Annotated in this window: 21 protein-coding genes and 2 tRNA genes; 10 read left to right on the forward strand and 13 right to left on the reverse strand. The window is 56.5% G+C overall.

Features of this window, described 5'->3' with window-relative positions:
- Window positions 1-193 precede the first annotated feature (193 nt).
- The 10 genes from ACW5XC_RS16370 to ACW5XC_RS16415 are packed head-to-tail and all read left to right on the forward strand — an operon-like array spanning window position 194 to window position 11,089.
- Window positions 194-1,408, forward strand: coding sequence for a methyl-accepting chemotaxis protein (locus tag ACW5XC_RS16370; protein WP_042054196.1), 1,215 nt, complete (start codon window positions 194-196; stop codon window positions 1,406-1,408).
- Between the two features lie 9 nt (window positions 1,409-1,417).
- Complete coding sequence (locus tag ACW5XC_RS16375; protein ID WP_005338778.1) at window positions 1,418-1,786, forward strand: response regulator; 369 nt, start codon at window positions 1,418-1,420, stop codon at window positions 1,784-1,786.
- Window positions 1,787-1,799: 13 nt separating this feature from the next.
- On the forward strand, window positions 1,800-2,126 hold the full coding sequence (locus ACW5XC_RS16380; protein ID WP_005358513.1) for an STAS domain-containing protein: 327 nt from the start codon (window positions 1,800-1,802) through the stop codon (window positions 2,124-2,126).
- A gap of 22 nt (window positions 2,127-2,148) precedes the next feature.
- Window positions 2,149-4,359, forward strand: coding sequence for a chemotaxis protein CheA (locus ACW5XC_RS16385; protein WP_042054194.1), 2,211 nt, complete (start codon window positions 2,149-2,151; stop codon window positions 4,357-4,359).
- Between the two features lie 10 nt (window positions 4,360-4,369).
- Entirely contained in the window at window positions 4,370-6,295 is a 1,926-nt protein-coding gene (locus tag ACW5XC_RS16390; protein ID WP_042054192.1) for a HAMP domain-containing methyl-accepting chemotaxis protein, read from the forward strand.
- 12 nt (window positions 6,296-6,307) lie between these two features.
- Entirely contained in the window at window positions 6,308-6,880 is a 573-nt protein-coding gene (locus ACW5XC_RS16395) for a chemotaxis protein CheW (RefSeq protein WP_042054191.1), read from the forward strand.
- A gap of 43 nt (window positions 6,881-6,923) precedes the next feature.
- Entirely contained in the window at window positions 6,924-8,678 is a 1,755-nt protein-coding gene (locus ACW5XC_RS16400; RefSeq protein ID WP_042054190.1) for a methyl-accepting chemotaxis protein, read from the forward strand.
- A gap of 57 nt (window positions 8,679-8,735) precedes the next feature.
- On the forward strand, window positions 8,736-9,539 hold the full coding sequence (locus tag ACW5XC_RS16405; protein WP_042054189.1) for a CheR family methyltransferase: 804 nt from the start codon (window positions 8,736-8,738) through the stop codon (window positions 9,537-9,539).
- Window positions 9,540-9,542: 3 nt separating this feature from the next.
- Complete coding sequence (gene cheD / locus ACW5XC_RS16410) at window positions 9,543-10,034, forward strand: chemoreceptor glutamine deamidase CheD (protein WP_005349556.1); 492 nt, start codon at window positions 9,543-9,545, stop codon at window positions 10,032-10,034.
- A complete protein-coding gene (locus tag ACW5XC_RS16415) occupies window positions 10,031-11,089 on the forward strand; it encodes a protein-glutamate methylesterase/protein-glutamine glutaminase (protein WP_005338795.1) in 1,059 nt (352 codons plus the stop codon). The genes cheD and ACW5XC_RS16415 overlap by 4 nt, the downstream gene beginning before the upstream one ends.
- Before the next feature lie 98 nt (window positions 11,090-11,187).
- Here ACW5XC_RS16415 and pnp read toward each other — a convergent pair whose 3' ends face one another.
- The 13 genes from pnp to folP form a co-directional block, all read right to left on the reverse strand.
- Window positions 11,188-13,335 (reverse strand): polyribonucleotide nucleotidyltransferase, encoded by a 2,148-nt coding sequence (gene pnp / locus ACW5XC_RS16420; RefSeq protein WP_042054188.1) that lies wholly within the window; start codon window positions 13,333-13,335, stop codon window positions 11,188-11,190.
- A 167-nt stretch (window positions 13,336-13,502) separates the two neighbouring features.
- Window positions 13,503-13,772 (reverse strand): 30S ribosomal protein S15, encoded by a 270-nt coding sequence (gene rpsO, locus ACW5XC_RS16425; RefSeq protein ID WP_005338797.1) that lies wholly within the window; start codon window positions 13,770-13,772, stop codon window positions 13,503-13,505.
- 144 nt (window positions 13,773-13,916) lie between these two features.
- Complete coding sequence (gene truB / locus ACW5XC_RS16430) at window positions 13,917-14,867, reverse strand: tRNA pseudouridine(55) synthase TruB (protein ID WP_005343551.1); 951 nt, start codon at window positions 14,865-14,867, stop codon at window positions 13,917-13,919.
- 1 nt (window position 14,868) lies between these two features.
- On the reverse strand, window positions 14,869-15,306 hold the full coding sequence (gene rbfA, locus ACW5XC_RS16435; protein ID WP_005338799.1) for a 30S ribosome-binding factor RbfA: 438 nt from the start codon (window positions 15,304-15,306) through the stop codon (window positions 14,869-14,871).
- 55 nt (window positions 15,307-15,361) lie between these two features.
- Window positions 15,362-18,055 carry a translation initiation factor IF-2 gene (infB, locus tag ACW5XC_RS16440; RefSeq protein WP_005338806.1) on the reverse strand — a complete coding sequence of 898 codons (2,694 nt, stop codon included), beginning with the start codon at window positions 18,053-18,055 and terminating at the stop codon, window positions 15,362-15,364.
- A gap of 20 nt (window positions 18,056-18,075) precedes the next feature.
- Window positions 18,076-19,578 carry a transcription termination factor NusA gene (nusA, locus tag ACW5XC_RS16445; protein WP_042054187.1) on the reverse strand — a complete coding sequence of 501 codons (1,503 nt, stop codon included), beginning with the start codon at window positions 19,576-19,578 and terminating at the stop codon, window positions 18,076-18,078.
- A gap of 14 nt (window positions 19,579-19,592) precedes the next feature.
- Window positions 19,593-20,051 (reverse strand): ribosome maturation factor RimP, encoded by a 459-nt coding sequence (rimP, locus tag ACW5XC_RS16450; RefSeq protein WP_005338809.1) that lies wholly within the window; start codon window positions 20,049-20,051, stop codon window positions 19,593-19,595.
- Between the two features lie 166 nt (window positions 20,052-20,217).
- Window positions 20,218-20,294 (reverse strand) — tRNA-Met (locus ACW5XC_RS16455).
- 92 nt (window positions 20,295-20,386) lie between these two features.
- Window positions 20,387-20,471 (reverse strand) — tRNA-Leu (locus ACW5XC_RS16460).
- Between the two features lie 7 nt (window positions 20,472-20,478).
- Window positions 20,479-20,805: a preprotein translocase subunit SecG gene (gene secG, locus ACW5XC_RS16465; protein ID WP_005338811.1), complete on the reverse strand. Its 327-nt coding sequence runs from the start codon at window positions 20,803-20,805 to the stop codon at window positions 20,479-20,481.
- The gene (tpiA, locus tag ACW5XC_RS16470; protein WP_042054186.1) at window positions 20,806-21,570 is read right to left on the reverse strand and encodes a triose-phosphate isomerase; all 765 of its coding nucleotides are present in this window, start codon (window positions 21,568-21,570) and stop codon (window positions 20,806-20,808) included.
- A gap of 131 nt (window positions 21,571-21,701) precedes the next feature.
- Entirely contained in the window at window positions 21,702-23,036 is a 1,335-nt protein-coding gene (gene glmM, locus ACW5XC_RS16475; protein WP_005349539.1) for a phosphoglucosamine mutase, read from the reverse strand.
- 15 nt (window positions 23,037-23,051) lie between these two features.
- Window positions 23,052-23,897, reverse strand: a complete 846-nt coding sequence (gene folP, locus ACW5XC_RS16480; protein ID WP_042054185.1) for a dihydropteroate synthase — start codon at window positions 23,895-23,897, stop codon at window positions 23,052-23,054.
- Between the last annotated feature and the right edge of the window lie 33 nt (window positions 23,898-23,930).

A 23,930-nucleotide genomic window follows, 5' to 3' on the forward strand; every position in this document is an offset into this window, starting at 1 on the left:
TGCCCCCACTTCGCAAGCCGCTTGATACGGCAATCGCTGATACAAACAACTCCGATTTGCAGCCAATTAATTTTTTTCCGCTAACCTTATTGTGCCAACTATAAATAAAGAAAAGAGCGTCAAGGGGCACCATGACTGTTTAGGTTCTGCGCCTTTACCTCTTACCAAGTAATTGCACAGGGATAAGCTACGTATGGCACAACACAAAAGTGGCGTGAACACACCGCTTTGGGAACCGGTTTGCTGGATTTGCTGCATCGGTCTTGCTCTGCTGAGCTGCCTGTTGCTGCAGCTTGCCGATGCGCTGTCACCTCTCTACCTGCTGCTCAATGTGCTGGTTGCCATTGCCGCCGCGCTCTGGACATCAAATCACTTCCACCAGCACACACTCCGACATCGTGCAGGAGAGGAACAAACCGTCGCAACCGATCCTCTCGCCCACTCCATCATCGGGCTCGAACAGGTGTGCGAGAAGGCTCTACCTATCTGGTCCCAGCAAATTGAAAGCTCTCGTCAACAAACCGAAGCCGCGATGATTGACCTGACCCAACGCTTCAACGGCTTGGCCAACAAGCTGGAGGAAGCAGTCAATGCTTCTCATCTGGCAGCCGGAGAACTGGGTGATGCCAATTCCCGTGGCATGGCAGGAGTCTTGAGCGAGAGCCAGCAGCAACTCAATGAGGTAGTGGCCATCCTGCACTCCGCCCAAGCCAATCGGGACGCCATGCTGGGTGAGATAAAAAGCCTGACCACCTACACCATAGAGCTCAACACCATGGCCATGGATGTGGCCAAAATCGCCTCCCAGACCAACCTGCTGGCCCTCAACGCCGCCATTGAAGCGGCTCGTGCAGGGGAAGCAGGCCGTGGCTTTGCTGTGGTCGCTGATGAAGTGCGCAACCTCTCCCGCCTCTCCAGCGAAACCGCCCAGAAGATGACCGACAAGGTTGATACCATCAATACTGCTATCGGTCGCGCCTTCCAGATTGCCGAAAATGCTGCCGCACGGGATCACGCCTCGGCGCTCAATTCGGAGCAGACAATCGAACAGGTGCTGGCCCGTTTTCGCCATGCCACTGACAGCCTGGCGGAATCCGCCTCCCTGCTGCAAAACGAGAGCACAGATATCCATCGCGAAATCTCCAGCGTCATTGTCTCGCTTCAATTTCAAGACAGGGTCAGCCAGATCCTCAGCCACGTCAGACAAAACATGGAGAGCCTCTCCAGCCATCTGGTTGCTTCCGAGCAGAGCAGCAATGCGACAGGGCCAATCCAGATCGATGCCAATCGCTGGCTGGCAGAGATGGAGCTCTCATACGCCACCGACGAACAGCGCAATATTCACCATGGTCGCACCACCCGTTCTGTCAACGCGCAACCAAGCAGTGCCGACATCACATTTTTCTAGGAGAGAGATATGGGCAAAACGATCCTGATCGTGGATGACTCGGCAACTATTCGCCAAGTCGTGGGCATGACCCTCAAGGGAGCCGGTTATGAGGTCATGGAAGCCTCTGACGGCAAAGATGCGCTCAACAAACTAGATGGCAAGAAGATCAACCTGATCATCAGTGACGTCAATATGCCGAACATGGATGGCATCACCTTCGTCAAAGAGGCCAAAAAGCTGGCCAACTACAAATTTACCCCTGTCATCATGCTGACCACCGAGTCTCAGGACAGCAAGAAGCAGGAGGGACAAGCCGCGGGAGCCAAAGCCTGGGTGGTCAAACCCTTCCAGCCCGAACAGATGCTGGCCGCAGTCGCCAAGCTCATCATGCCGTGATCCGGAGCGCATCATGCAACTACAGAGTGAGCTACTCGACAACAAGGTAGTGGTGACCATGCCGGACGAGATAACCATTTATACAGTCAGCGAGCTGAAAGATGCTCTCTCACCCTTATTGCATCAGGGGAACGAACTGGAGCTGAATCTGGCTGCAGTATCCGAGATCGACAGCGCCGGGCTGCAATTGCTGCTGGCAGCGAAGAAAACCGCTCTGCAGCAAGGCTCCTCCCTGGCGCTGGTCTGGCACAGCCATGTTGTGCTTGAACTGCTGGAGCTCTGCCAGCTCTCGGCCTTTTTTGGCGACCCCACCCTCATCACCCATGGCGAACGGCCCTGAGCCACCATGACAAGGAGTCACCGTGAGCATCGATCTTGATCAGGCTTTACAAACCTATATCGCCGAGGCACGCGAGTTGCTTGAAGAGATGGAGTCAGCCCTTCTATCACTGGAATCTGACCCTGACAATAGCGAGCTGATTGGTGCCATCTTCCGTGCTGCTCATACTATCAAGGGGTCGGCTGGCCTGTTTGGTCTGCAACCCATCGTCGGGTTTACCCATATTGTCGAGGATCTGCTAGACCAGATCCGCAATCAGCAGCTCACCGTCACCTCTCCTCTGATCAAGGATCTGCTGGAAAGCTGTGACCACATCCAGACGCTCATCAGTGTCGTTGCAGAACAGGGCAGCACGTTAAGCGATGGCGATGCCAACCAGGATGAACGGCTGAGGCTCGCTCTCACCCGTCATCAGTGCGTCCCCCATGCCACGCTGCCAGATACTGTACATACGCCGGAACCCAAGATCGAAAAAGAGGGAGGAATTACCAGCTCCGCCTCCCTGTGGCATATCTCCCTGCGTTTTGGCCCCGATGTGCTGCGCAATGGCATGGATCCGGCCGCATTTCTTCGCTATCTCGGCACCCTCGGAACCATATGTTCAGTGGAGACCATCCATCAAGCGCTACCGGATTGGGAGCAGTTCGATCCGGAAAATTGCTACCTCGGCTACGAGATAGACTTCGACTCGCAGGCAGATAAGGCAGCCATCAGCGATGTTTTTGAATTTGTCAGAGATGACTGCCAGATCACCATCTTGCCACCCCACAGCAAGATCGCCGAGTTCATCAACCTGATCGAGTCTCTGCCGGAAGATAGCGCCATGCTGGGGCAGTTGCTGGTCAACACCGGCGCCCTGACGGCAGAGGAGTTAGCAAGCGGTCTGCAAGCACAACAAGCGACACCGGCAGAACAAGCGCCCAAACTCGGGGAGATCCTGATTGCGCAGGGTGCTGTCAACGAAGCCGTCGTCGATGCCGCCCTGAAAAAACAGAACCAGACCAAGGAGAGCAAGAGCAAAGAGGGCCGTTACGTCAGGGTGCATGCCGACAAGCTGGACGATCTAATCAATCTGGTCGGGGAGTTGGTAGTCGCCAGTTCAGGAGCCAATCTGCTGGCCCAACGCACCCGCGAAAGCCAACTGCAGGAAGCCACCTCGGTCATTGCCATGCTGGTGGAAGAGATCCGCGACAGTGCACTGCGCCTGCGAATGGTGCCTATCGGCGATACCTTCAACCGCTTCCAGCGGGTGGTGCGCGATGTCAGTCAGGAACTGAACAAGGATATCACTCTGGTGATCTCCGGAGCCGAGACTGAACTGGACAAGTCGGTGGTAGAGAAGATCGGCGATCCGCTGATGCATCTGGTCAGAAACTCTATGGATCATGGCATCGAATCGGCAGAGCAACGGCTACTGGCAGGCAAACCCCCCCGTGGCACCCTGAATCTCAATGCCTATCACGACTCCAACAGTATCGTCATCGAAATTCGGGATGACGGCGCTGGTCTCAACAAAGCTAGGATCCAGCAAAAAGCCATCGAGCGCGGTCTGATCAGCCCAACCACCACGCTGACAGATCAGGAGATATACAACCTGATCTTCGAGCCGGGGTTCTCCACCGCCGAGGCGATAACCAACCTCTCCGGTCGCGGGGTGGGCATGGATGTCGTCAAACGCAACATAACTGCCCTGCGCGGCACAGTCGATCTGGACAGCATCCCGGGAAAAGGAACCCGTGTGCAGATCCGCCTACCGCTTACCCTTGCCATCATCGACGGCTTCCTAGTGCGAGTCTGCGACACCCACTACGTTATTCCCCTCGATATGGTGATCGAGTGCGTTGAATTGACCCAGAGTGCACTGGCCGATACCCAGGGTCGCAATTACATCAATTTGCGTGGCGAGGTTCTGCCCTTTATCCGCCTGCAACACTACTTCGATACCAATGGCAGCAAAGGGAGGCGCGAGAACATTGTCGTGGTCAGCCATGCAGGCAAAAAATCCGGACTGGTGGTGGATGAACTGTTGGGAGAATTCCAGACCGTCATCAAACCGTTGGGGAAATTGTTCCAGCGCCTGCAGGGCATCAGTGGTTCAACCATTCTGGGAGGGGGAGAGGTCGCCCTGATCCTCGACATTCCTTCGCTTATCCAGCACGCAATCACTCAGGAATCCTGTCAGCTCAACAGGTTGACAGTGTCGCGCAACCTGCCTCAATCCAGCATCAACTGAGGGGACCATCATGTTAAAAAATTCCACCATCAAATTGCGTCTTATCGTACTGCTCTGCATGCTCTGCCTACTGTTGCTGGCCGTTGGCAGCCTCGGGTTATACAACATGCAGAGCAGCAATACCGGGTTGCAGCGCATTTACAACGACAGGGTGGTTCCCCTCAAGCAGCTGAAGACTATCTCCGACAGCTATGCCGTCTCGATCATCGACAACCTCAACAAGGCCAATGCGGGGCTGATCCCGGCAGAAGAGGCTTTGAAGCAGATACAACAGGCCCAGCAGACAATCAAAAACGAGTGGCATCACTACCAGTCCACCACTCTCACACCAGATGAACAGCGTTTGTCAGCCGAGGCGACAACCCTGTTCAACGCGGCCGATACCGATATTGGCAAGCTGGAGAAATACCTCGCCACCCAGCACGGCATGATTACTGGCATGCTGAACAATTTTGACGGTGCCCTCTATGGCTCCATCGACCCGATAGGCAACAAAATCACCGAGCTGGTCAACCTGCAGCTCAATGTGGCCAAGTCGGAATATACCGCAGCGCAATCCTGGTATGACGTCATGCTGATAACCATGGCGGTGGTTATCGCGGTCGGCATCGCACTCGCAGCCTGGTTTGGCACCTTGCTGATCAAAAACATCATCACCCCCATCGAACAGGCTCTGCGCGTGGCCAATAGTCTGGCTGAGGGCAATCTGGATGTATCGATCCGGATAGAGTCCAACGATGAAGCGGGTCAGCTCTTGATGGCGATGGATAACATGGTCAAGAAACTGGGGGCCTTGATCACGGATATCGAGACCTTGGTCACCGCCGCTGTCGAACAGGGCGACTTCAGCCACAAGATTGCGCTGGAGGATCGTCAGGGATATATCAAGCGGGTATCCGAGCTGCTGAATCGCCTCTCCCATGTGACAGATACCAGCCTGGAAGATGTGATGCGTATCGCCACCGCGCTCTCCAAGGGGGATCTGACCCAACGGATCGATGAGCCCTACCCAGGAATTTTTGGCCAGACCAAAGACGGCCTCAACCGGACCATAACAGCGCTGACCAATATCATCGAAGAGGTACGCAACGCCGCCGACAACCTGACCAATGCCTCCAATCAGGTAAGCAACACGGCGCAGGCATTGAGCCAAGCCACCAGCGAGCAAGCGGCCAGCGTTGAAGAGACCAGCGCCTCTATCGAGCAGATGAGCGCCAGCATCAATCAGAACACCGAGAACGCCAAGATCACCGACAGCATGGCCAGCAACTCGGTACTGGAGGCCACCGAAGGGGGCCAATCCGTTCAACAAACGGTGACCGCCATGCAGCAAATCGCCAAGAAAGTCAGCATCATCGACGACATTGCCTACCAGACCAACCTGCTTGCCCTCAACGCCGCCATCGAGGCGGCTCGTGCCGGAGAACATGGCAAAGGCTTCGCGGTGGTTGCTGCCGAGGTGAGAAAACTGGCAGAGCGCAGCCAGATCGCAGCGCAGGAGATTGGTGAGCTCTCCTCCGACAGCGTCAGCAAGGCAGAGCGGGCTGGCAACCTGCTGGAGAGGATCGTCCCCTCCATTCGCAAGACCTCTGACCTGGTACAAGAGATCAATGCCGCCTCAGGTGAACAGGCCAGCGCAGCCAACCAGATCAGTCTGGCCATGAACCAGCTTAACCAGGTGACACAGCAGAATGCAGCCAGCAGCGAGGAGCTGGCGGCCACGGCCGAAGAGATGAGCTCGCAAGCCAGCGAACTGCAGCAAACCATGGCCTTTTTTGCTCTGGAGAAAAGTGCGCAGCTCAACACCAGGACCCATGAAACCGGCCACAAGGGCATGCCTCCCAGAGGCAGTTTCATCACCCCCCCACAACGGGCCAGCCAGCCCAATCAACCATCATCCCATTCCATTGATGACGCGGATTTTGTCCGCTTTTAACCGGAGGCGACCATGCATACATCCACCGACATCACGGTGCCATCAGCGGCCGCTGACGAGAACAACAGTGGCGATGCCCAGTACCTGACATTTCTGATCAACAACGAGATGTTCGCCATCAATATTCTGGGGGTCAAAGAGATCATCGAATACGGCAATATCACTCCGGTTCCGATGATGCCGGGTTTTATTCGTGGCGTAATCAACCTCAGAGGAGCGGTAGTGTCGGTCGTCGACCTGAATGCCCGCTTTGGCAATGCACCTTCGGTCATCACTCGCCGCAGTTGCATCGTCATTATTGAGGGGGTGGCCCCGCAGGGCGATGAACCTGTAGGTCAGGATATTGGCGTTGTGGTGGATTCCGTATCGGAAGTACTGGGTATCCCACAAGCAGATATCGAGCCCCCACCCAGTTTTGGTGCCCGCATCCGGGCCGATTTCATCAGCGGTATGGGCAAGGTCAACGGCAAATTCGTCATTCTCATCGATACCGGGAAAGTGTTGTCACTCGATGAGATGGCTCAACTCAGCGAACTGGCCCAGCCACAGGCAAGGTTGCCACAAGGCAATCTGCAACCCTCCTGAACAGGCCTCCATACTCCACGACATGCAGCATAAGGAAACGCTCATGACCCAATCACTCTTAGGAAAACTCTTCGGAGACAATGCCACCGAAGTGAGGCAGCGGACCCAGTTACTCGACGCAATCGGCCAGCTGCAACACGCAGTCCTGGCAGAGCAGGTTCCAGCACCACTCGATCTTTCCGGTATGGATAGCCCCTTGCGTGAAGTAGGACATGCCATCAACGAGGTGGTCACCTTGCTCAGTGACAAGCTGGAACAGAGCCGCAACGACATTAAAAAGAACCAGGTGCTGCTCCATGAGAACCAGCTGGTTCGCAAAGCCCTCGACTGCGCCAGTACCAACGTGATGATTGCCGATACCAACCTCGACATTATCTATATGAACGAGGCAGTGACCGGCATGCTCAATCAGGCTGAGACCGACATCAAGAAAGAGCTCTACAGCTTCAACGCCAATCAGCTGATGGGCGCCAACATCGACAGCTTTCATAAAAATCCCGGCCATCAGCGCGCCATGCTGGCCAAACTCAACAGCACCTACCGCACCCAGATACAGCTGGGGGGGCGCACCTTCTCCCTGATCGCCAATCCGGTCTTCAACGATACCGGTGAACGGTTGGGGTCCGTGGTCGAATGGGCCGACAGAACCAAGGAGGTGATGATAGAGAAAGAGATGTCCGACATTGTGCAGGCCGTGATCAATGGCGAGCTGCACCGCAGGATGGAACTTGCTGGCAAGAGCGGCTTCTTTCAGGCGATGGGAGAAGGGATCAATCAAATTGCCGACGTGATCGACAGTACCCTCAACGATGTCATCCGGATCGTGCAATGTCTGGCAAAAGGGGATCTGACCCAGCAGATTGAGGCGGACTACCCCGGCGTGTTTGGCACCACCAAGGATGCGCTCAATACAACCATCGCCTCCTTGACCAAGATTGTTACCGAAGTACGCGGCGCCTCTGACAACCTCTCCAGTGCCGCCGAGCAGGTAAGCGCGACCGCCCAGTCGATCAGCCAATCCAGCAGTGAACAGGCCTCCAGCATGGAGGAGACCAGCGCCTCCATCGAGCAGATGAGCGCCAGCATCAACCAGAATACCGACAATGCCCAGGTCACCGATGGCATGGCCAGCAAGGCAGCCAAAGAAGCCGTAGAGGGAGGAGAAGCGGTCAAACTGACTGTGGATGCCATGAAGCAGATCGCCAGACGGATTGGCATCATCGATGACATCGCCTACCAGACCAACCTGCTGGCACTCAACGCAGCTATCGAAGCGGCGCGGGCAGGCGATCACGGCAAAGGCTTTGCCGTAGTGGCGGCGGAGGTGCGCAAACTGGCCGAACGCAGCCAGGTGGCAGCACAGGAGATTGGCGAGCTGGCCTCCAGCAGTGTCGAGATGGCGGAAAAAGCAGGTCGTTTGTTGGATCAGATGGTTCCTTCAATCAACAAGACCTCGGATCTGGTGCAGGAGATCAGTGCCGCTTCGGTTGAGCAATCCACCGGTGTCAGCCAGATCAACCAGGCCATGAACCAGCTGAGTCAGGTTACCCAGCAAAATGCCTCTTGCAGCGAAGAGCTGGCTGCCACAGCAGAAGAGATGAGCAGCCAGGCTGAACAGCTGCAACTGGCCATGGAGTTCTTTACCCTGGAGGCCCACGCCAAAGAAGGTAAAGCAGCCACCTCGCATCTTCACCCCAATACCCGAGGTCGCTTTATGAACGAGAGCAATGCCAACAGTCGGGAACGAGCCGCCACCGTCCAACGCCCCATCGGCGATGGCGATTTTGTCCGGTTCTAGCCACGGGAGAGGCGTTGCCTCTCCCATCTCCGACAACACAGGTAGAGGGACAGTTTTTTGTATCAAACCCAGCTGCATGATGATGAGTTCTCCCGCTTCCAACGCTGGCTTCATCAAACGGCGGGGATAGAGCTGTCTCCAGCCAAGAAGGCGCTGGTGGCCAGCCGCCTGGCGAAACGCCTCTGCCACTATGAGCTGGAGAGTTATGACGACTACTTCCAGCTCATCATGAACGATCGCAGCAGCGAACTGCAGCTGGCGCTTGATCTGCTGACCACCAACGAAACCTACTTTTTCAGGGAGCCCAAACACTTCGAGTTTCTGACGCGGGAGATAGTCTCAGCGCTCCCGCCCGAGCAACCACTGCGGGTCTGGAGCGCTGCCAGCTCATCCGGCGAGGAGCCCTACAGTCTGGCCATGACCCTCGCGGAAAAACGCAGCACCTTCAACTGGGAGATACTGGCCTCCGATATCTCGTCCCGGGTGCTGGAACAGGCGATGAGCGGTCGCTACCCCATCGAGCGGGCGCAAAATATTCCACTGCCCTTTTTGATGAAATATTGCCTCAAGGGTGTGGGCCTGCAGGAGGGTATCTTCATCATCGATCGCAAGTTGCGGGACAAGGTGCAGTTCATGCAGATCAACCTCAATCAGGATCTGCCGGACATCGGCATGTTTGACGTCATCTTCATCAGAAACGTGATGATCTACTTCAACAAGGAGACCAAAGGGCAAGTATTGCAGCGGCTGGTACCCAGACTCAAACCCGGTGGCTACCTGCTGGTGAGCCACGCCGAGAGCCTGCATGGCCTGCACCACGGCCTGCAGCTTGTCTCGCCTTCCATCTATCAGAAGAGATAAGTCATGACTCGGGAGGTGATCCTGCAACCGGGAGAGCTCTTTTTTGGCAAGGAGGATGTGGTGGTCAGAACCGTACTGGGCTCCTGTATTGCCATCACCTTGTGGCATCCGGAGCAGAAACAGGGAGGAATGTGTCACTACATGCTGCCAAGTCGGCGCAATCCCTCAACCAAGCTGGATGGGCGCTATGCCGATGAGGCCCTCGCCTTGCTGCTGCAAGCGGCCAGTCACTATCCCGCCCCCATCCATGAATATGAGGCCAAGTTGTTCGGGGGTGGCAACATGTTTACCGAGCCTCAATACGCACAGAGCGACAACAATGTCGCCGCCAAAAATATTCAGGCAGCCTGGCAGCTGACCCGACACCTTGGCCTTGATATCAAGGCTCATCATCTTGGCCATAGCGGCCACCGAAGCTTGCTCTTTGAGCTCAGCAACGGCAGTGTCTGGCTCCGCCATCATCGTCTGCCACATCAACGGGAGTCGCGAGAATGAAGCAGATCCGGGTCATGCTGGTGGATGATTCCGCCGTGGTCAGACAGGTATTGCAAGCGGTACTGGAGCAGGAGCCTGATATCCGGGTGATCGCCACAGCATCGGATCCCCTGTTTGCGCAGGAAAAACTGAAGAAAGAGTGGCCTGACGTCATCGTGCTCGATGTGGAGATGCCCCGTATGGATGGCATCACCTTTCTCACCAAGATCATGGCAGAGCATCCAACCCCGGTGGTGATCTGCTCCTCCCTCACCGAAAAGGGGGCCGAGACCACCTTGCAGGCAATGGCTGCCGGCGCGGTGGACATCATCACCAAGCCGACCATGGGGATAAAAAGCTTTCTGCAAGAATCTGCCCACGACCTGGCCATGGCGGTACGTGCCGCGGCCCAGGCCAACCTCAAGCGCGTGGGCAAGCCCTCCTCTGTACCAGTCAGCACCAAGCTCAACGCGGATGCCATGCTGGCGCCCAACCAGCACGCCATGGCACAAACCACCGAGCGCCTCATCGCCATCGGCACCTCGACCGGCGGCACCCAGGCGCTGGAAGCCGTGCTGACTGCCTTGCCCCGGGTCAGCCCCGGCATCGTCATCGTGCAGCACATGCCGGAGAAATTTACCGCCATGTTTGCCGAGCGGTTGAACGGGGTCTGCCAGATAGAAGTGCGGGAGGCGAGAAACAATGACCGGGTGATCCCGGGGCTGGCACTGATTGCCCCCGGAGGCAAGCATATGCTGCTCAAACGCAGCGGTGCCTACTATCACGTCGAGGTAGTCGACGGGCCGCTTATCAACCGCCATCGCCCCTCGGTGGATGTGCTGTTTCGCTCCGTCGCCAAATATGCCGGCAAGAATGCCACCGGCATCATCATGACCGGCATGGGGGATGACGGTGCCCGGGGATTGCGCGAGATGCTGGATGCGGGTGCCAACACCTATGCCCAGGATGAGGCATCCTGCGTGGTCTTCGGCATGCCAAAGGAGGCGATCAAGCTGGGAGCTGCCCGCCATGTGCTTCCCTTGCAAGAGATGCAATACGCCATCCTCGGCAAGTAATCCCTTATCGCGCGTTTTGACCATAAAAAAGTCCAGCTCCCATTGGGGAGCCGGACTTTTAACATCAACCTGAACCGATCCGGTATCAGGCGAGCAGATTACTCTGCAGCAGGCGCTTCTTCAGCGGCCGGAGCGGCGTCAGCAGCAGGTGCAGTTGCTTCGGTCGGAGCGTTCGCTTCCTTGATGGAGAGACGTACGCGGCCCTGACGGTCCACTTCCAGTACCTTCACCTTGACCACGTCACCGATGGTCAGGTGGTCAGCCACGTTCTGCACGCGAGCGTCGGTGATCTGGGAGATGTGTACCAGACCATCTTTGCCCGGCAGAATGTTGACGAATGCACCGAAATCGGCCAGACGAACAACTTTACCTTCATAGATGCGGTTCACTTCGATCTCGGCGGTGATAGCCTCGATGCGACGGATCGCTTCCATGGCTGCTTCGTTAGCCACGGCGGAGATACGTACAGTACCGTCATCATCCAGCTCGATGTTGGTGCCGGTCTCTTCGGTCAGCGCACGGATCACGGAACCACCCTTACCAATCACATCCTTGATCTTCTCGGGATTGATCTTGATGGTGTGGATACGCGGTGCAAAATCGGAGATCTGGGCACGCGGAGCCTGGATAGCTTCGTCCATCACTTTCAGGATGTGCAGACGAGCGCCACGAGCTTGCTTCAGAGCAATCTCCATGATCTCTTTGGTGATGCCTTCGATCTTGATGTCCATCTGCAGCGCGGTCACACCTTCGGTGGTACCGGCAACTTTGAAGTCCATGTCGCCCAGGTGATCTTCGTCACCCAAGATGTCGGACAGCACGACGAAACCTTCTTCTTCCTTCACCAGACCCATGGCGATACCGGCAACGGAGGCCTTGATCGGCACACCGGCATCCATCAGCGCCAGAGAGGAACCACAGACAGACGCCATGGATGAGGAACCGTTGGATTCGGTAATTTCAGAGACCACGCGCACCACGTACGGGAACTCGGCGGCGCTCGGCATCACGGCAGCAACGCCGCGCTTGGCCAGACGGCCGTGACCGATTTCACGACGCTTCGGGCTACCCATCATGCCGGTCTCACCGACGCAGTATGGCGGGAAGTTGTAGTGCAGCATGAAGCGATCGGCACGGTTACCGGTCAGCTCGTCGATGTTCTGGGCGTCGCGCTCGGTCCCCAGAGTGGCGACCACGATGGCCTGAGTTTCACCACGGGTGAACAGGGCAGAACCGTGGGCACGGGGCAGAATACCGGTACCTACGCTCAGGGCGCGGATCATTTCCGGATCGCGACCATCGATACGCGGCTCACCACGTACTACGCGACCACGAACGATGCGGCTTTCCAGGCTGTGGAACTCTTCGCCGATCTTCTTGGCATCTTCTTCCACGCCGGAAGCGATAACTTGCTCAACCACACGGCCCTTGATGGCCGCGATGGTTTCGTAACGAACTGCCTTCTCGGTGATGCGATAGGCTTCACCCAGTTCGGCGCTCGCCAGCTCGGCAACCTTGGCTTTCAGCGCTTCGTTGACGGCAGGCGGAGTCCAGTCCCACGGCTTGGTGCCGACGGCAGCGGCAAACTCGTTGATCGCCTTGATCACGGTCTGCATCTGCTCGTGACCGTACACCACGGCACCCAGCATTACCTCTTCGGAGAGGATGGCCGCTTCGGACTCAACCATCAGTACCGCGTTGGCAGTACCGGCAACCACCAGATCCAGATCGCTCTGCGGCAGTTCGGTGGTGGTCGGGTTCAGCACATACTGACCGTTCATGTAACCCACGCGAGCAGCACCGATCGGGCCACCAAACGGGATACCGGAGATGGCCAGTGCAGCAGAGGCACCGATCATGGCAACGATGTCGGGGGATACAGCCGGATTCACGGACATTACGGTCGCAACGACCTGAACCTCATTGAGGAAGCCTTCCGGGAACAGCGGACGAATAGGACGGTCGATCAGACGGGAGATGAGGGTCTCGCCTTCGCTCGGACGGCCTTCACGACGGAAGAAACCACCCGGGATACGACCAGCAGCATAGGTACGCTCCTGGTAGTTGACGGTCAGCGGGAAGAAATCACGGCCATGATCGGCCTCTTTCTTGCCGACTACGGTCACAAATACGCAGGTATCGTCCATGCTGACCATAACGGCCGCAGTGGCTTGACGGGCCATCACACCGGTTTCCAGAGTGACGGTGTGTTGACCGTACTGGAATGACTTTACAATAGGATTCACGTGAATTTCCTTTTTACAATTTGGCTCTTTAAATTCGCGCACAAGTATACTTGATTCGATGCAAAAGGTAAGCGGCGACGCAAATTCTGTGAGGCAGGCAACGGCTTGAAGAGCAATAAAAAAGGGGAACCTGACGGTTCCCCTTTTTCGCGAAATCTGATGGTCGATTAACGACGCAGACCCAGCTTGGCGATCAGAGCAGCATAACGCTCGGAATCTTTACGCTTCAGGTAGTCCAGCAGCTTACGACGCTGGGAAACCATGCGCAGCAGACCGCGACGACCGTGGTGGTCCTTGGAGTGCTCTTTGAAGTGACCTTGCAGATGGTTGATCTGGGCAGTCAGCAGGGCAACTTGCACTTCGGGGGAACCGGTGTCGTTGGCGCAACGAGCGTTGTCAGCAACGATTTGAGCTTTGATCTCAGCATTTAGAGACATGGTAATACTCCAGTAGAGTGTTTAAAGGTTCACAGCCAATCTCTAATTCAGCCGTGAAATGAGGGCGGTATCATAATCGTCCCCGCCCCTTTTCGCAACGATAAAGAGGCGAAACGGGAAAGACGCGCTGATACCGCCTGAGGATCACTCCTCGTCGTGATAACGCACCAGTCGCTTGGGCGCGACGCGGCCATCATCATCAATCTCGCCAACCCCGATGAACTCGCGCTCCGGACCGACAGTCATGCGAACCTGACCGCTTTGCGGCGCACCCGCTACCTGCACGGCCTGGCCCTGATTCACATAGGCAGCCACAACCGCCAGCATGTTCACCTCGGGCAAGCTTGCCACGGCGGTGTCCATCGGCAGCAACAAAGGATCCAGCTGCTCGCGCGGCGGGATGCTCTCGGCCTTGGCCTGCTCGAAGATGCACTCGAGTTGCTCCAGAGTCAGCATCCGCTCGTACGGATAGCTGGCCACCTGGGTACGGCGCAACTGAGTCACGTGGGCACCACAGCCCAGCACTTCACCCAGATCATCCACCAGAGAGCGGATGTAGGTGCCTTTGCTGCAGTGCACTTCAAGGCGCACTTCATCACCTTCAAAGCTCAGCAGTTTGAGCTCGAATACGGTGATGGGACGGGCTTCTCGCTCGATCTCGATGCCTTCGCGGGCATATTCGTAGAGCGGACGGCCGTTGTGCTTGAGCGCGGAGTACATGGAGGGCACCTGCATGATGGGGCCACGGAACTGGTCCAGCGCCTCGATCAGGGTACCGACAGCCACGTTCACCGGACGGGTGGAGACCACCTCACCGTCGGAGTCGCTGGTGTTGGTGCGCTCGCCCAGTTTGGCGGTCACCTCATAGCGTTTGTCCGCTTCCAGCAGATACTGGGAGAACTTGGTGGCCTCGCCGAGGCAGATCGGCAGCATGCCGGTCGCCAGCGGATCCAGTGCGCCGGTGTGACCGGCCTTGGCGGCATTGTAGATGCGCTTGACCTTCTGCAACACATCGTTGGAGGTCAGGCCGGTCGGCTTGTCCAGCAGCAGAATGCCGTGCACATCACGGCCCTTGAAACGACGTCTTCGAGACATCTCAGGCTTTATCCTCAGTTGTGTCATCCGGTGCGGATTCAGCTTCTTCGTCACGGCCGGATTCGGCCATGCGACGCTTGTCTTCGCGCACAGTGTTGGTCACCAGGTTGGAGAGACGCATCCCCTCGACCAGGGTCTGGTCGTAGTAGAAACGCAGCTCGGGCACCACGCGCAGACGCATGGCACTGCCCAGCAGACTACGGATATATCCGGCTGCTTCGGTCAGACCCTGCAAGCCTTCCTTGATGCGCTCGGCATCATTTTCCAGCTGCAAGAAGGTGACGTAAATCTTGGCATAGTTGAGGTCACGGGACACTTCCACATCGGAAACGGTCACCATGCCGATGCGCGGGTCTTTCACCTCGCGCTGCAGGATCAGCGCAATTTCACGCTGGATCTGCTGTCCGACCCGACGGGTCCGGCTGAATTCTCTGGCCATATTCTATCCTGCGATAAAAGGGGGCCGCGGCCCCCTATTTTGTCTAACTCTCGGCTTACAGAGTCCGTTGGATTTCAACAGTCTCGTAAACTTCGATCTGGTCGCCTTCGCGCACGTCGTTGTAGTTCTTGACCGCGATACCACACTCGTAACCGTTGCGAACTTCGTTGACGTCATCCTTGAAGCGGCGCAGGGATTCCAACTCGCCTTCATAGATAACCACGTTGTCACGCAGAACGCGAATACGGTTGGAACGCTTGACCACACCTTCGGTAACCATACAGCCAGCAACGGCGCCGAACTTCGGCGACTTGAAGACGCTACGCACTTCAGCCAGACCGATGATCTCCTGACGATACTCAGGGGCCAGCTTGCCGCTCATGGCCTGCTTCACTTCGTCGATCAGGTCATAGATGACGGAGTAGTAACGCAGATCCAGGCTCTCGGATTCGATGACCTTGCGCGCAGACGCGTCGGCACGAACGTTGAAACCAACCAGAATGGCGCTGGAAGCAGCAGCCAGGGTCGCGTCGGTTTCGGTGATGCCACCTACGCCGGAACCCACGATCTTCACCTTCACTTCGTCGGTGGAGAGTTTGACCAGCGCATCGCAGATCGCTTCCACAGAACCTTGTACGTCGGCCTTGATCACCACGTTTACTTCGGACACTTCGCCCTCGGTCATGTTGGCGAACATGTTTTCCAGCTTGGCCTTCTGCTGGCGAGCCAGCTTGACTTCGCGGAACTTGCCCTGACGATAGAGCGCCACTTCACGGGCTTTCTTCTCGTCACGGACAACAGTGGCTTCGTCACCGGCAGAGGGAACGCCGGAGAGACCCAGGATTTCCACCGGCAGGGACGGACCCGCTTCCTTGATCTCGCGACCCAGTTCGTCACGCATGGCGCGAACACGGCCGTACTCGAGACCACACAGAACGATGTCGCCCTGACGCAGAGTACCTTCTTGTACCAGTACGGTAGCAACCGGACCACGACCTTTATCCAGGAAGGATTCGATCACGACGCCGTTGGCCATGCCATCAACCACCGCTTTCAGCTCCAGTACTTCGGCCTGGATCAGGATGGCTTCCAGCAGGTCGTCGATGCCTTCGCCAGACTTGGCGGACACGTGCACGAACTGGCAGTCTCCACCCCAATCTTCGGACATGACGTTGTAACGGGCCAGTTCGGTCTTGACGCGATCCGGATCCGCTTCCGGCTTGTCGATCTTGTTGACCGCAACAACCAGCGGCACACCGGCAGCCTTGGCGTGCTGGATAGCTTCGATGGTTTGCGGCATCACGCCGTCGTCAGCTGCAACAACCAGAACAACGATATCGGTCGCCTTGGCACCACGAGCACGCATGGAGGTAAACGCCGCGTGACCCGGGGTATCCAGGAAGGTGATCATGCCACTGTCGGTCTGGACGTGGTAAGCACCGATATGCTGGGTAATACCACCGGCTTCGCCAGCAGCAACCTTGGCTTTACGAATGTAGTCGAGCAGCGAGGTCTTACCGTGGTCAACGTGACCCATGATGGTAACGACCGGTGCGCGCGGCTTGGCTTCGGAGGTCTCGTCACGATCGGACAGTACCGCCTCTTCCAGCTCGTTCTCACGACGCAGCACAACCTTGTGACCCATCTCCTCGGCGACCAGCTGAGCGGTCTCCTGGTCGATCACCTGGTTGATGGTGGCCATGGCCCCCATCTTCATCATCACCTTGATGACTTCAACGCCCTTGACGGCCATCTTGTTGGCCAGCTCGGCCACAGTGATGGTCTCGCCGATGACGACGTCGCGGTTCACCACGGCAGCCGGCTTGTTGAAGCCGTGCTTCATGGCGTTCGGCATGGCGACCTTGCCGCGCTTGCCTTTGCGGGCACGCGGGTTGCGAGAGTCGCGATCATCTTCACGACGACCGGCTTTCTTCGGTGCCTTGGCAGCTGCGGCAGTGCGGCGGCTGGTCTCTTCTTTCCGATCCAACTCGTCTTCTGCGGCTTGCGCATGCTTGTTGGTGGTCAGATGGTAGTCGCTGCTCTCTTTGGCGCGAGCGGCCTCTTCTTCAGCCCAGCGGGCTGCGTTCTGTTCCGCCATGAGACGAGCCTCTTCGGCTTTCTTCGCGGCGAGTTCTTCAGCTTTTTTCAAAGCTGTTTGTTCCTGTTGGCGCTTCAGTTCTTCTGCTTCGCGCTTGGCCATCTTTTCTGCCTCTTGCTGAGCTGTGCTACTGGCTGCTTTGGCGGGCTGTGAAGCCTGTCGAGCCTTTGATTGTGCCTCGATCCGCGCCTTTTCCTCAGCTTCACGACGAGCTTGCTCAGCCTCACGGCGAGCCTTCTCTTCAGCTTCGAGGCGAGCCTTCTCTTCGGCCTCGCGACGAGCTTTTTCTTCTGCTTCCAAACGCGCTGTTTCCTCGGCTTCCGCCTGACGCTGTTCATCTTCCAGCGCCGAGCGTCTTACATAGGTGCGAGACTTGCGCACTTCTACCTGCACTTCCTTGTTCTTGCCGCCAGTCCCCTGAACACTGATGGTGCTCTTGGTCTTGCGCTGCAAGGTCATGCGGGCAGGAGCGGCGACCTCGTCACCTCCATGCTGTTTCTTCAGGTGTGCCAGCAGAGCCTGTTTCTCAGACTCGCTGACCATGTCGTCGGCCTTGCTCTTGCTGATACCGGCATCGACAAACTGCTGGAGAAGACGATCAACCGGTGTGTCGATGTCAGTGGCAAGTTGTTTGACTGATACTTCTGCCATTCATTTTCCTCCGTTTGATCTTACTCGGACTGCTCTTCTCCGAACCAACAGATATTGCGAGCAGCCATAATGAGCTCACCTGCCTTCTCGGCAGTCAGCCCTTCAATATCAGCAAGGTCATCGATACCTTGCTCAGCCAAATCTTCCAGGGTACCCACGCCACGGCCCGCCAGAGCGTAAGCCAGTTCGCGGCTCAGACCGTTCAGATTGAGCAGCTCTTCGGACGGCTCAACACCATCGAAAGACTCTTCTTTGGCCAGTGCCTTGGTAGTCAGGGCATCTTTGGCGCGCTTGCGCAGCTCTTCGACCATGTCTTCATCCAGACCGTCGATAGCCAGCAGCTCGTTGACCGGTACAAAGGCGATCTCTTCCAGGGTAGAGAAGCCCTCTTCCATCAGCAGACCGGCGAAATCGTCATCGATATCCAGGGTGCTGGTGAACAGGTTCATGATGCGGTCGTTTTCGGCCTGGTGCTTGGCACGCATGTCCTCAACGGTCATCACGTTCAGCTCCCAACCGGTCAGCTGGGAGGCCAGACGCACGTTCTGACCATTGCGACCGATGGCCTGAGCCAGGTTGGCAGCTTCCACGGCGATATCCATGGTGTGGTTGTCTTCATCAACGATGATGGAGGCCACATCGGCAGGCGCCATGGCATTGATCACGTACTGGGCCGGGTTGTCATCGTACAGCACGATGTCGGCGCGCTCACCGCTCAGCTCTGCGGAGACAGCTTGCACACGGGCACCACGCATACCGATACAGGCACCGATCGGGTCGATACGACGATCGTTGGTCTTCACCGCGATCTTGGCGCGGGAACCTGGATCACGGGCAGCGCCCATGATTTCGATCATCTCTTCACCGATCTCCGGTACTTCGATACGGAACAGCTCTTTGAGGAAGTCCGGGCTGGAACGGCTGACAAACAGTTGGGAACCGCGGGCTTCCGGACGTACTGCATAGAGCAGGCCACGGACACGGTCGCCCGGGCGGAAGGTTTCACGCGGCAGCATGTCATCACGGAAGATCACGGCCTCGGCATTGCTGCCCAGATCCAGGATGATGTTGTCGCGGTTGCTCTTCTTGACCACACCACTGATGATGGAGCCTTCTTTATCTTTAAACTGATCAACTACTTGTGAACGCTCGGCTTCGCGCACTTTCTGCACGATAACCTGCTTGGCGGTCTGGGTAGTGATACGGTCGAAGGTCACAGAGTCGATCTGGTCTTCAACATACTCACCGATCTGGATATCCGGCTGATCGATCTGCGCCGCTTCCAGGGTGATTTCAGCATAGGGGTTCTCCATTGCGGCTTGATCCGCAATGACTACCCAGCGGCGATAAGTGTCGTAGTCACCGGTCTTGCGATCGATTTCGACCCGAACTTCAATCTCGCCTTCATATTTCTTCTTGGTCGCAGTCGCCAGCGCGGTTTCCAGAGCCTGGAAGATCTTCTCGCGGGGTACCGCTTTCTCGTTGGATACTGCGTCAACGACCAGCAAAATCTCTTTATTCATATCCGATAGCCTCGTTAACCAAAGTTCGGCACTATGTTCGCTTTTTGGATATTGGTGAAAGCCAACACGTCGTCCTTACCATCTACTGTCAGGGTGATCATGTCGCCTTGCACAGCTTTGATTACGCCTTTGAACTTGCGGCGGTTGTTTGTTGCCATCCGAAGCGTTACCGCCGCCTCTTGGCCAACGTATTTTTCGAAATGGGCAACCTTGAACAGGGGACGATCCAGGCCTGGGGAGGACACCTCGAGGTAGTACTCCTCGGTGATGGGATCTTCGACGTCCATGATGGCGCCAACCTGATGGCTGACCTCAGCACAGTTCTCGACAGTCACACCCTGCTCGCCGTCGATATAGACACGCAAGGTGGAGTGTTTACCCGCACGGATAAACTCAATACCCCAAAGTTCAAAACCCAAGGCAACGACCGGAGCCTCGAGCAGATCGGTCAAACGTTGTTCCAACGTAGCCAAAGTCACCCTCCGAAAAACAAAAAAAGGGCATAAAGCCCAGATAGATATCGATTCAGAGTAAATTGCACATAACAAAAAGCCCCGATGTCAAATCGGGGCTTGGCGCTTTACCCTGATTGTCGCCTCGCAGCGACCGCCTTCCTGAGCGTAGGAAATGCGTGAAATTTGGTTGCGGGGGCCGGATTTGAACCGACGACCTTCGGGTTATGAGCCCGACGAGCTACCATGCTGCTCCACCCCGCGTCCGAAATCGTGCGAGATTATAGCCACTTCACTCTCTCGATACAAGACTGACTGGCTATAATACACTCGGCTTCCCGAGCTCACTGCTTAATTGGTGCCGTGGGCGGGACTCGAACCCGCACACCCTAGAGCACTACCCCCTCAAGATAGCGTGTCTACCAATTCCACCACCACGGCAAAACTCTTACTCGGGAACGTCAGTATCTTTCTTCACTGGCGCTTTGGTCTGCTCAACCTGTTGGGTTTGTTGCAGATTTTCCCATTCACTACCCTGCTTGACCTTGTTGCTGGACATAGATCCGAGCACCAAGCTGATAACGAAAAACAGAGTAGCCAAAATTGCTGTTGTTCGGGTCAGGAAACTGCCTGAACCACCGGAGCCGAATACTGTGTTCGATGCCCCTGCGCCGAAGGAGGCGCCCATATCAGCCCCTTTACCTTGCTGAATCATCACCAGACCAATCAGAGCCAGTGAAACCAGCAGATAAACGACTAAAAGAATCTCGTACATTTAACTTGCACCCTTTGCCGCTTCAACAATTCCTAAAAACGCATCGCTATCGAGGCTTGCTCCGCCAATCAGTCCGCCATCAATGTCGGGCTGTGCAAACAAATCTCTCGCGTTGCTCGGCGTTACGCTCCCACCATAGATGATTCTAACTTTCTCACCTATTACCGGAGTATCCTCCGCCAAGCGACCACGTATAAAGGAATGAACCTCTTGTGCCTGCTCGGGTGTGGCGCATTTACCTGTACCTACAGCCCAAATCGGCTCGTAGGCGATGATAGCATTATCGAAAGCCATCGCGCCATTTTTCTCTATGACGATATCCAGCTCTTCAGCGATTACCTCGAAGGCTCTTCTCGCCTGCCTAGCCGCACCTGATTCACCTAAACAGAGGATGGGAATCAAGCCTGCCGCTCTGGCTGCCGCAAACTTCTCTGCGACGATAAAACTGGTCTCACCAAAGAGACGCCTGCGCTCGGAGTGCCCTACCAATACGTAACGACACCCTGCCTCGACCAGCATCTTACACGAGATTTCTCCAGTGTAAGCGCCAGTAGCATGCTGACTCACATTCTGAGCCCCTAACTTTATTACTTTCTGCTCATTGAGCAGTGAAGCGCTAAAGTCGAGATGCACATGGGAAGGACAGAGAACCACATCTACTTTTCCGTCAACGCCGTTTAGACACTGACTCGTAAACTGCTCTAACTGCGACCTACTACCGTGCAACTTCCAGTTTGCTGCTACAAACGGCTTGCGATGTCCCATCGGCAACTCCCTTGCGAAAGCGGGGCTGATAATATCCAGAGGATGCTCAGCTGACAAGTGCTATTTTTAAATTTTTGAATCGTTTGAACAAGATACAACCAGGGCGGCTAAAAAGCCGCCCTGGTTGTTCATTAAAACGCCGATTCGACCTGCTTGGCTATGCGCTGAGCCATGTCACGCACCTGCTGTTCATGCTCCCCTTCGACCATGACCCGGATCAGCGGTTCGGTACCTGATTTACGCAACAGTACGCGACCACGACCAGCCAGCTCCTGTTCCACCTTGGCAACCTCAGCCATGACCGCATCAGCGGCCAGCGGATCCTTGCCTTCGGCAAAACGAACATTCACCAGCACCTGCGGGAACTTGCTCATGCCGGAGCGCAGCTTGGCCAGCGGCATCTCGGCGCTGCGCATGGCGGTAAGCACCTGCAAGGCGGCTACGATGCCATCACCCGTAGTGGTCTGATCCAGGCAGATTATGTGGCCGGAGTTCTCGCCACCGATACGCCAGCCCTTCTCTTCCATCATCTCCAGCACATAGCGGTCACCCACCTTGGCACGGGCAAACGGAATGCCCAGGGTTTGCAGCGCCAGCTCCAGACCCATGTTGGCCATCAGGGTGCCGACGACACCGCCTTTGAGGCGACCATTGCGCAGAGCATCGCGCGCGATGATATAGAGCACTTCATCACCGTCGATGAGATAGCCGGTATGGTCGACCATGATCAGACGATCACCATCGCCATCAAAGGCAACCCCCAGATCGGCCTTGCACTCCAGTACCTTGGCCACCAGAGCGTCAGGAGCAGTCGAACCGACACCATCGTTGATGTTGAGACCATCCGGGGCACAGCCCATGGTGATCACTTCGGCACCCAGTTCGCGGAAAACCGACGGCGCAATGTGGTAAGTGGCGCCGTGGCCACAGTCGACCACCATTTTCACCCCATCCAGATTCATGTGGGAGGGGAAGGTGCTCTTGCAAAATTCGATATAGCGACCGGCAGCATCATCAATGCGCACCGCTTTGCCAAGTTCGGCCGACTCGACACACTGGAGCTCGTGATCCAGCTCGGCTTCGATAGCCAGCTCGACATCATCAGGCAGTTTGGTGCCATCGGCGGAGAAGAACTTGATGCCGTTGTCATAGAAGGGGTTGTGGGAAGCGCTGATGACGATGCCAGCTTCGGCACGGAAAGTGCGAGTCAGGTAGGCAACCGCAGGCGTAGGCATGGGTCCCATCAGAATGGCCTTGAGGCCTGCCGCAGAGAGCCCCGCTTCCAGCGCGGATTCCAGCATGTAACCGGAGATGCGGGTATCTTTGCCAATCAGCACCTTTTTGGTGCCCTTCTTGGAGAGCACCTTGCCGGCAGCCCAACCCAATTTCATTACAAAATCAGGGGTGATCGGGTATTCGCCAACCTTGCCGCGTACACCATCGGTACCGAAATACTTTCTTGCCATTGTCTGTTCTCTTTATTATCTGGAAATAAAATCTTGTCCCGTCATTGCCAGCCAACCGACGCGCAATGCGTCCATGGTCTCCCGTACATCGTGTACCCTGATGATGCGGGCCCCATGCTGCATGCCGATAAGGGCGCATGCCAGACTGCCCGCCAGACGCTCATCCACCGGACGGCCCAGCAGGTTGCCTATCATAGACTTTCGCGACATCCCCACCAATAGCGGCAAGCCATAATCAAGCAGTTCCTTTTGAGCCGCCAACAGCTGATAGTTGTGTGCAAGGGTTTTGCCAAAGCCATATCCCGGATCCAGCAACAGCTCTTCACGACGGATCCCGACCGCCAGACAAGCCGCAATGCGCTCATCAAAAAAGGCGCGAACCTCCCCGATCAGATCGTCATAGTGGGGCTCGACCTGCATGGTTCTCGGCTGCCCCTGCATATGCATCAGACAGACCGGAACCCGCGCTTCGGCCGCGGCTTGCAGTGCTCCAGGTTCTTGCAGTGCCCGCACATCGTTGATCAGATGGGCACCCACCTTGCAACCCTCCCGCATCACAACCGCTTTGGAGGTATCGAGGGAGATCATCACATCCAGCTCACGGGCCATCTGCTCCACGACAGGAATGACCCTGTCCAGCTCCTCCTGCTCGCTCACATCGGGCGCACCAGGGCGGGTTGACTCGCCACCGATGTCGATGAGGGTCGCACCGTCAGAGACCATCTGGCGCGCATGGGCCATTGCCCGTTCAAACTGGTTGAAATTACCGCCATCGGAGAATGAGTCGGGCGTCACATTGAGGATCCCCATCACATGGGGACGATCGAGGGAGAGGCTGAGCCCCTTGCTGGTTAACTGCATTTTCACATCCATCTGATAAAGAAAAACCCCGGG

The sequence above is a fragment of the Aeromonas sp. 25-AL00135 genome, assembly GCF_054052385.1.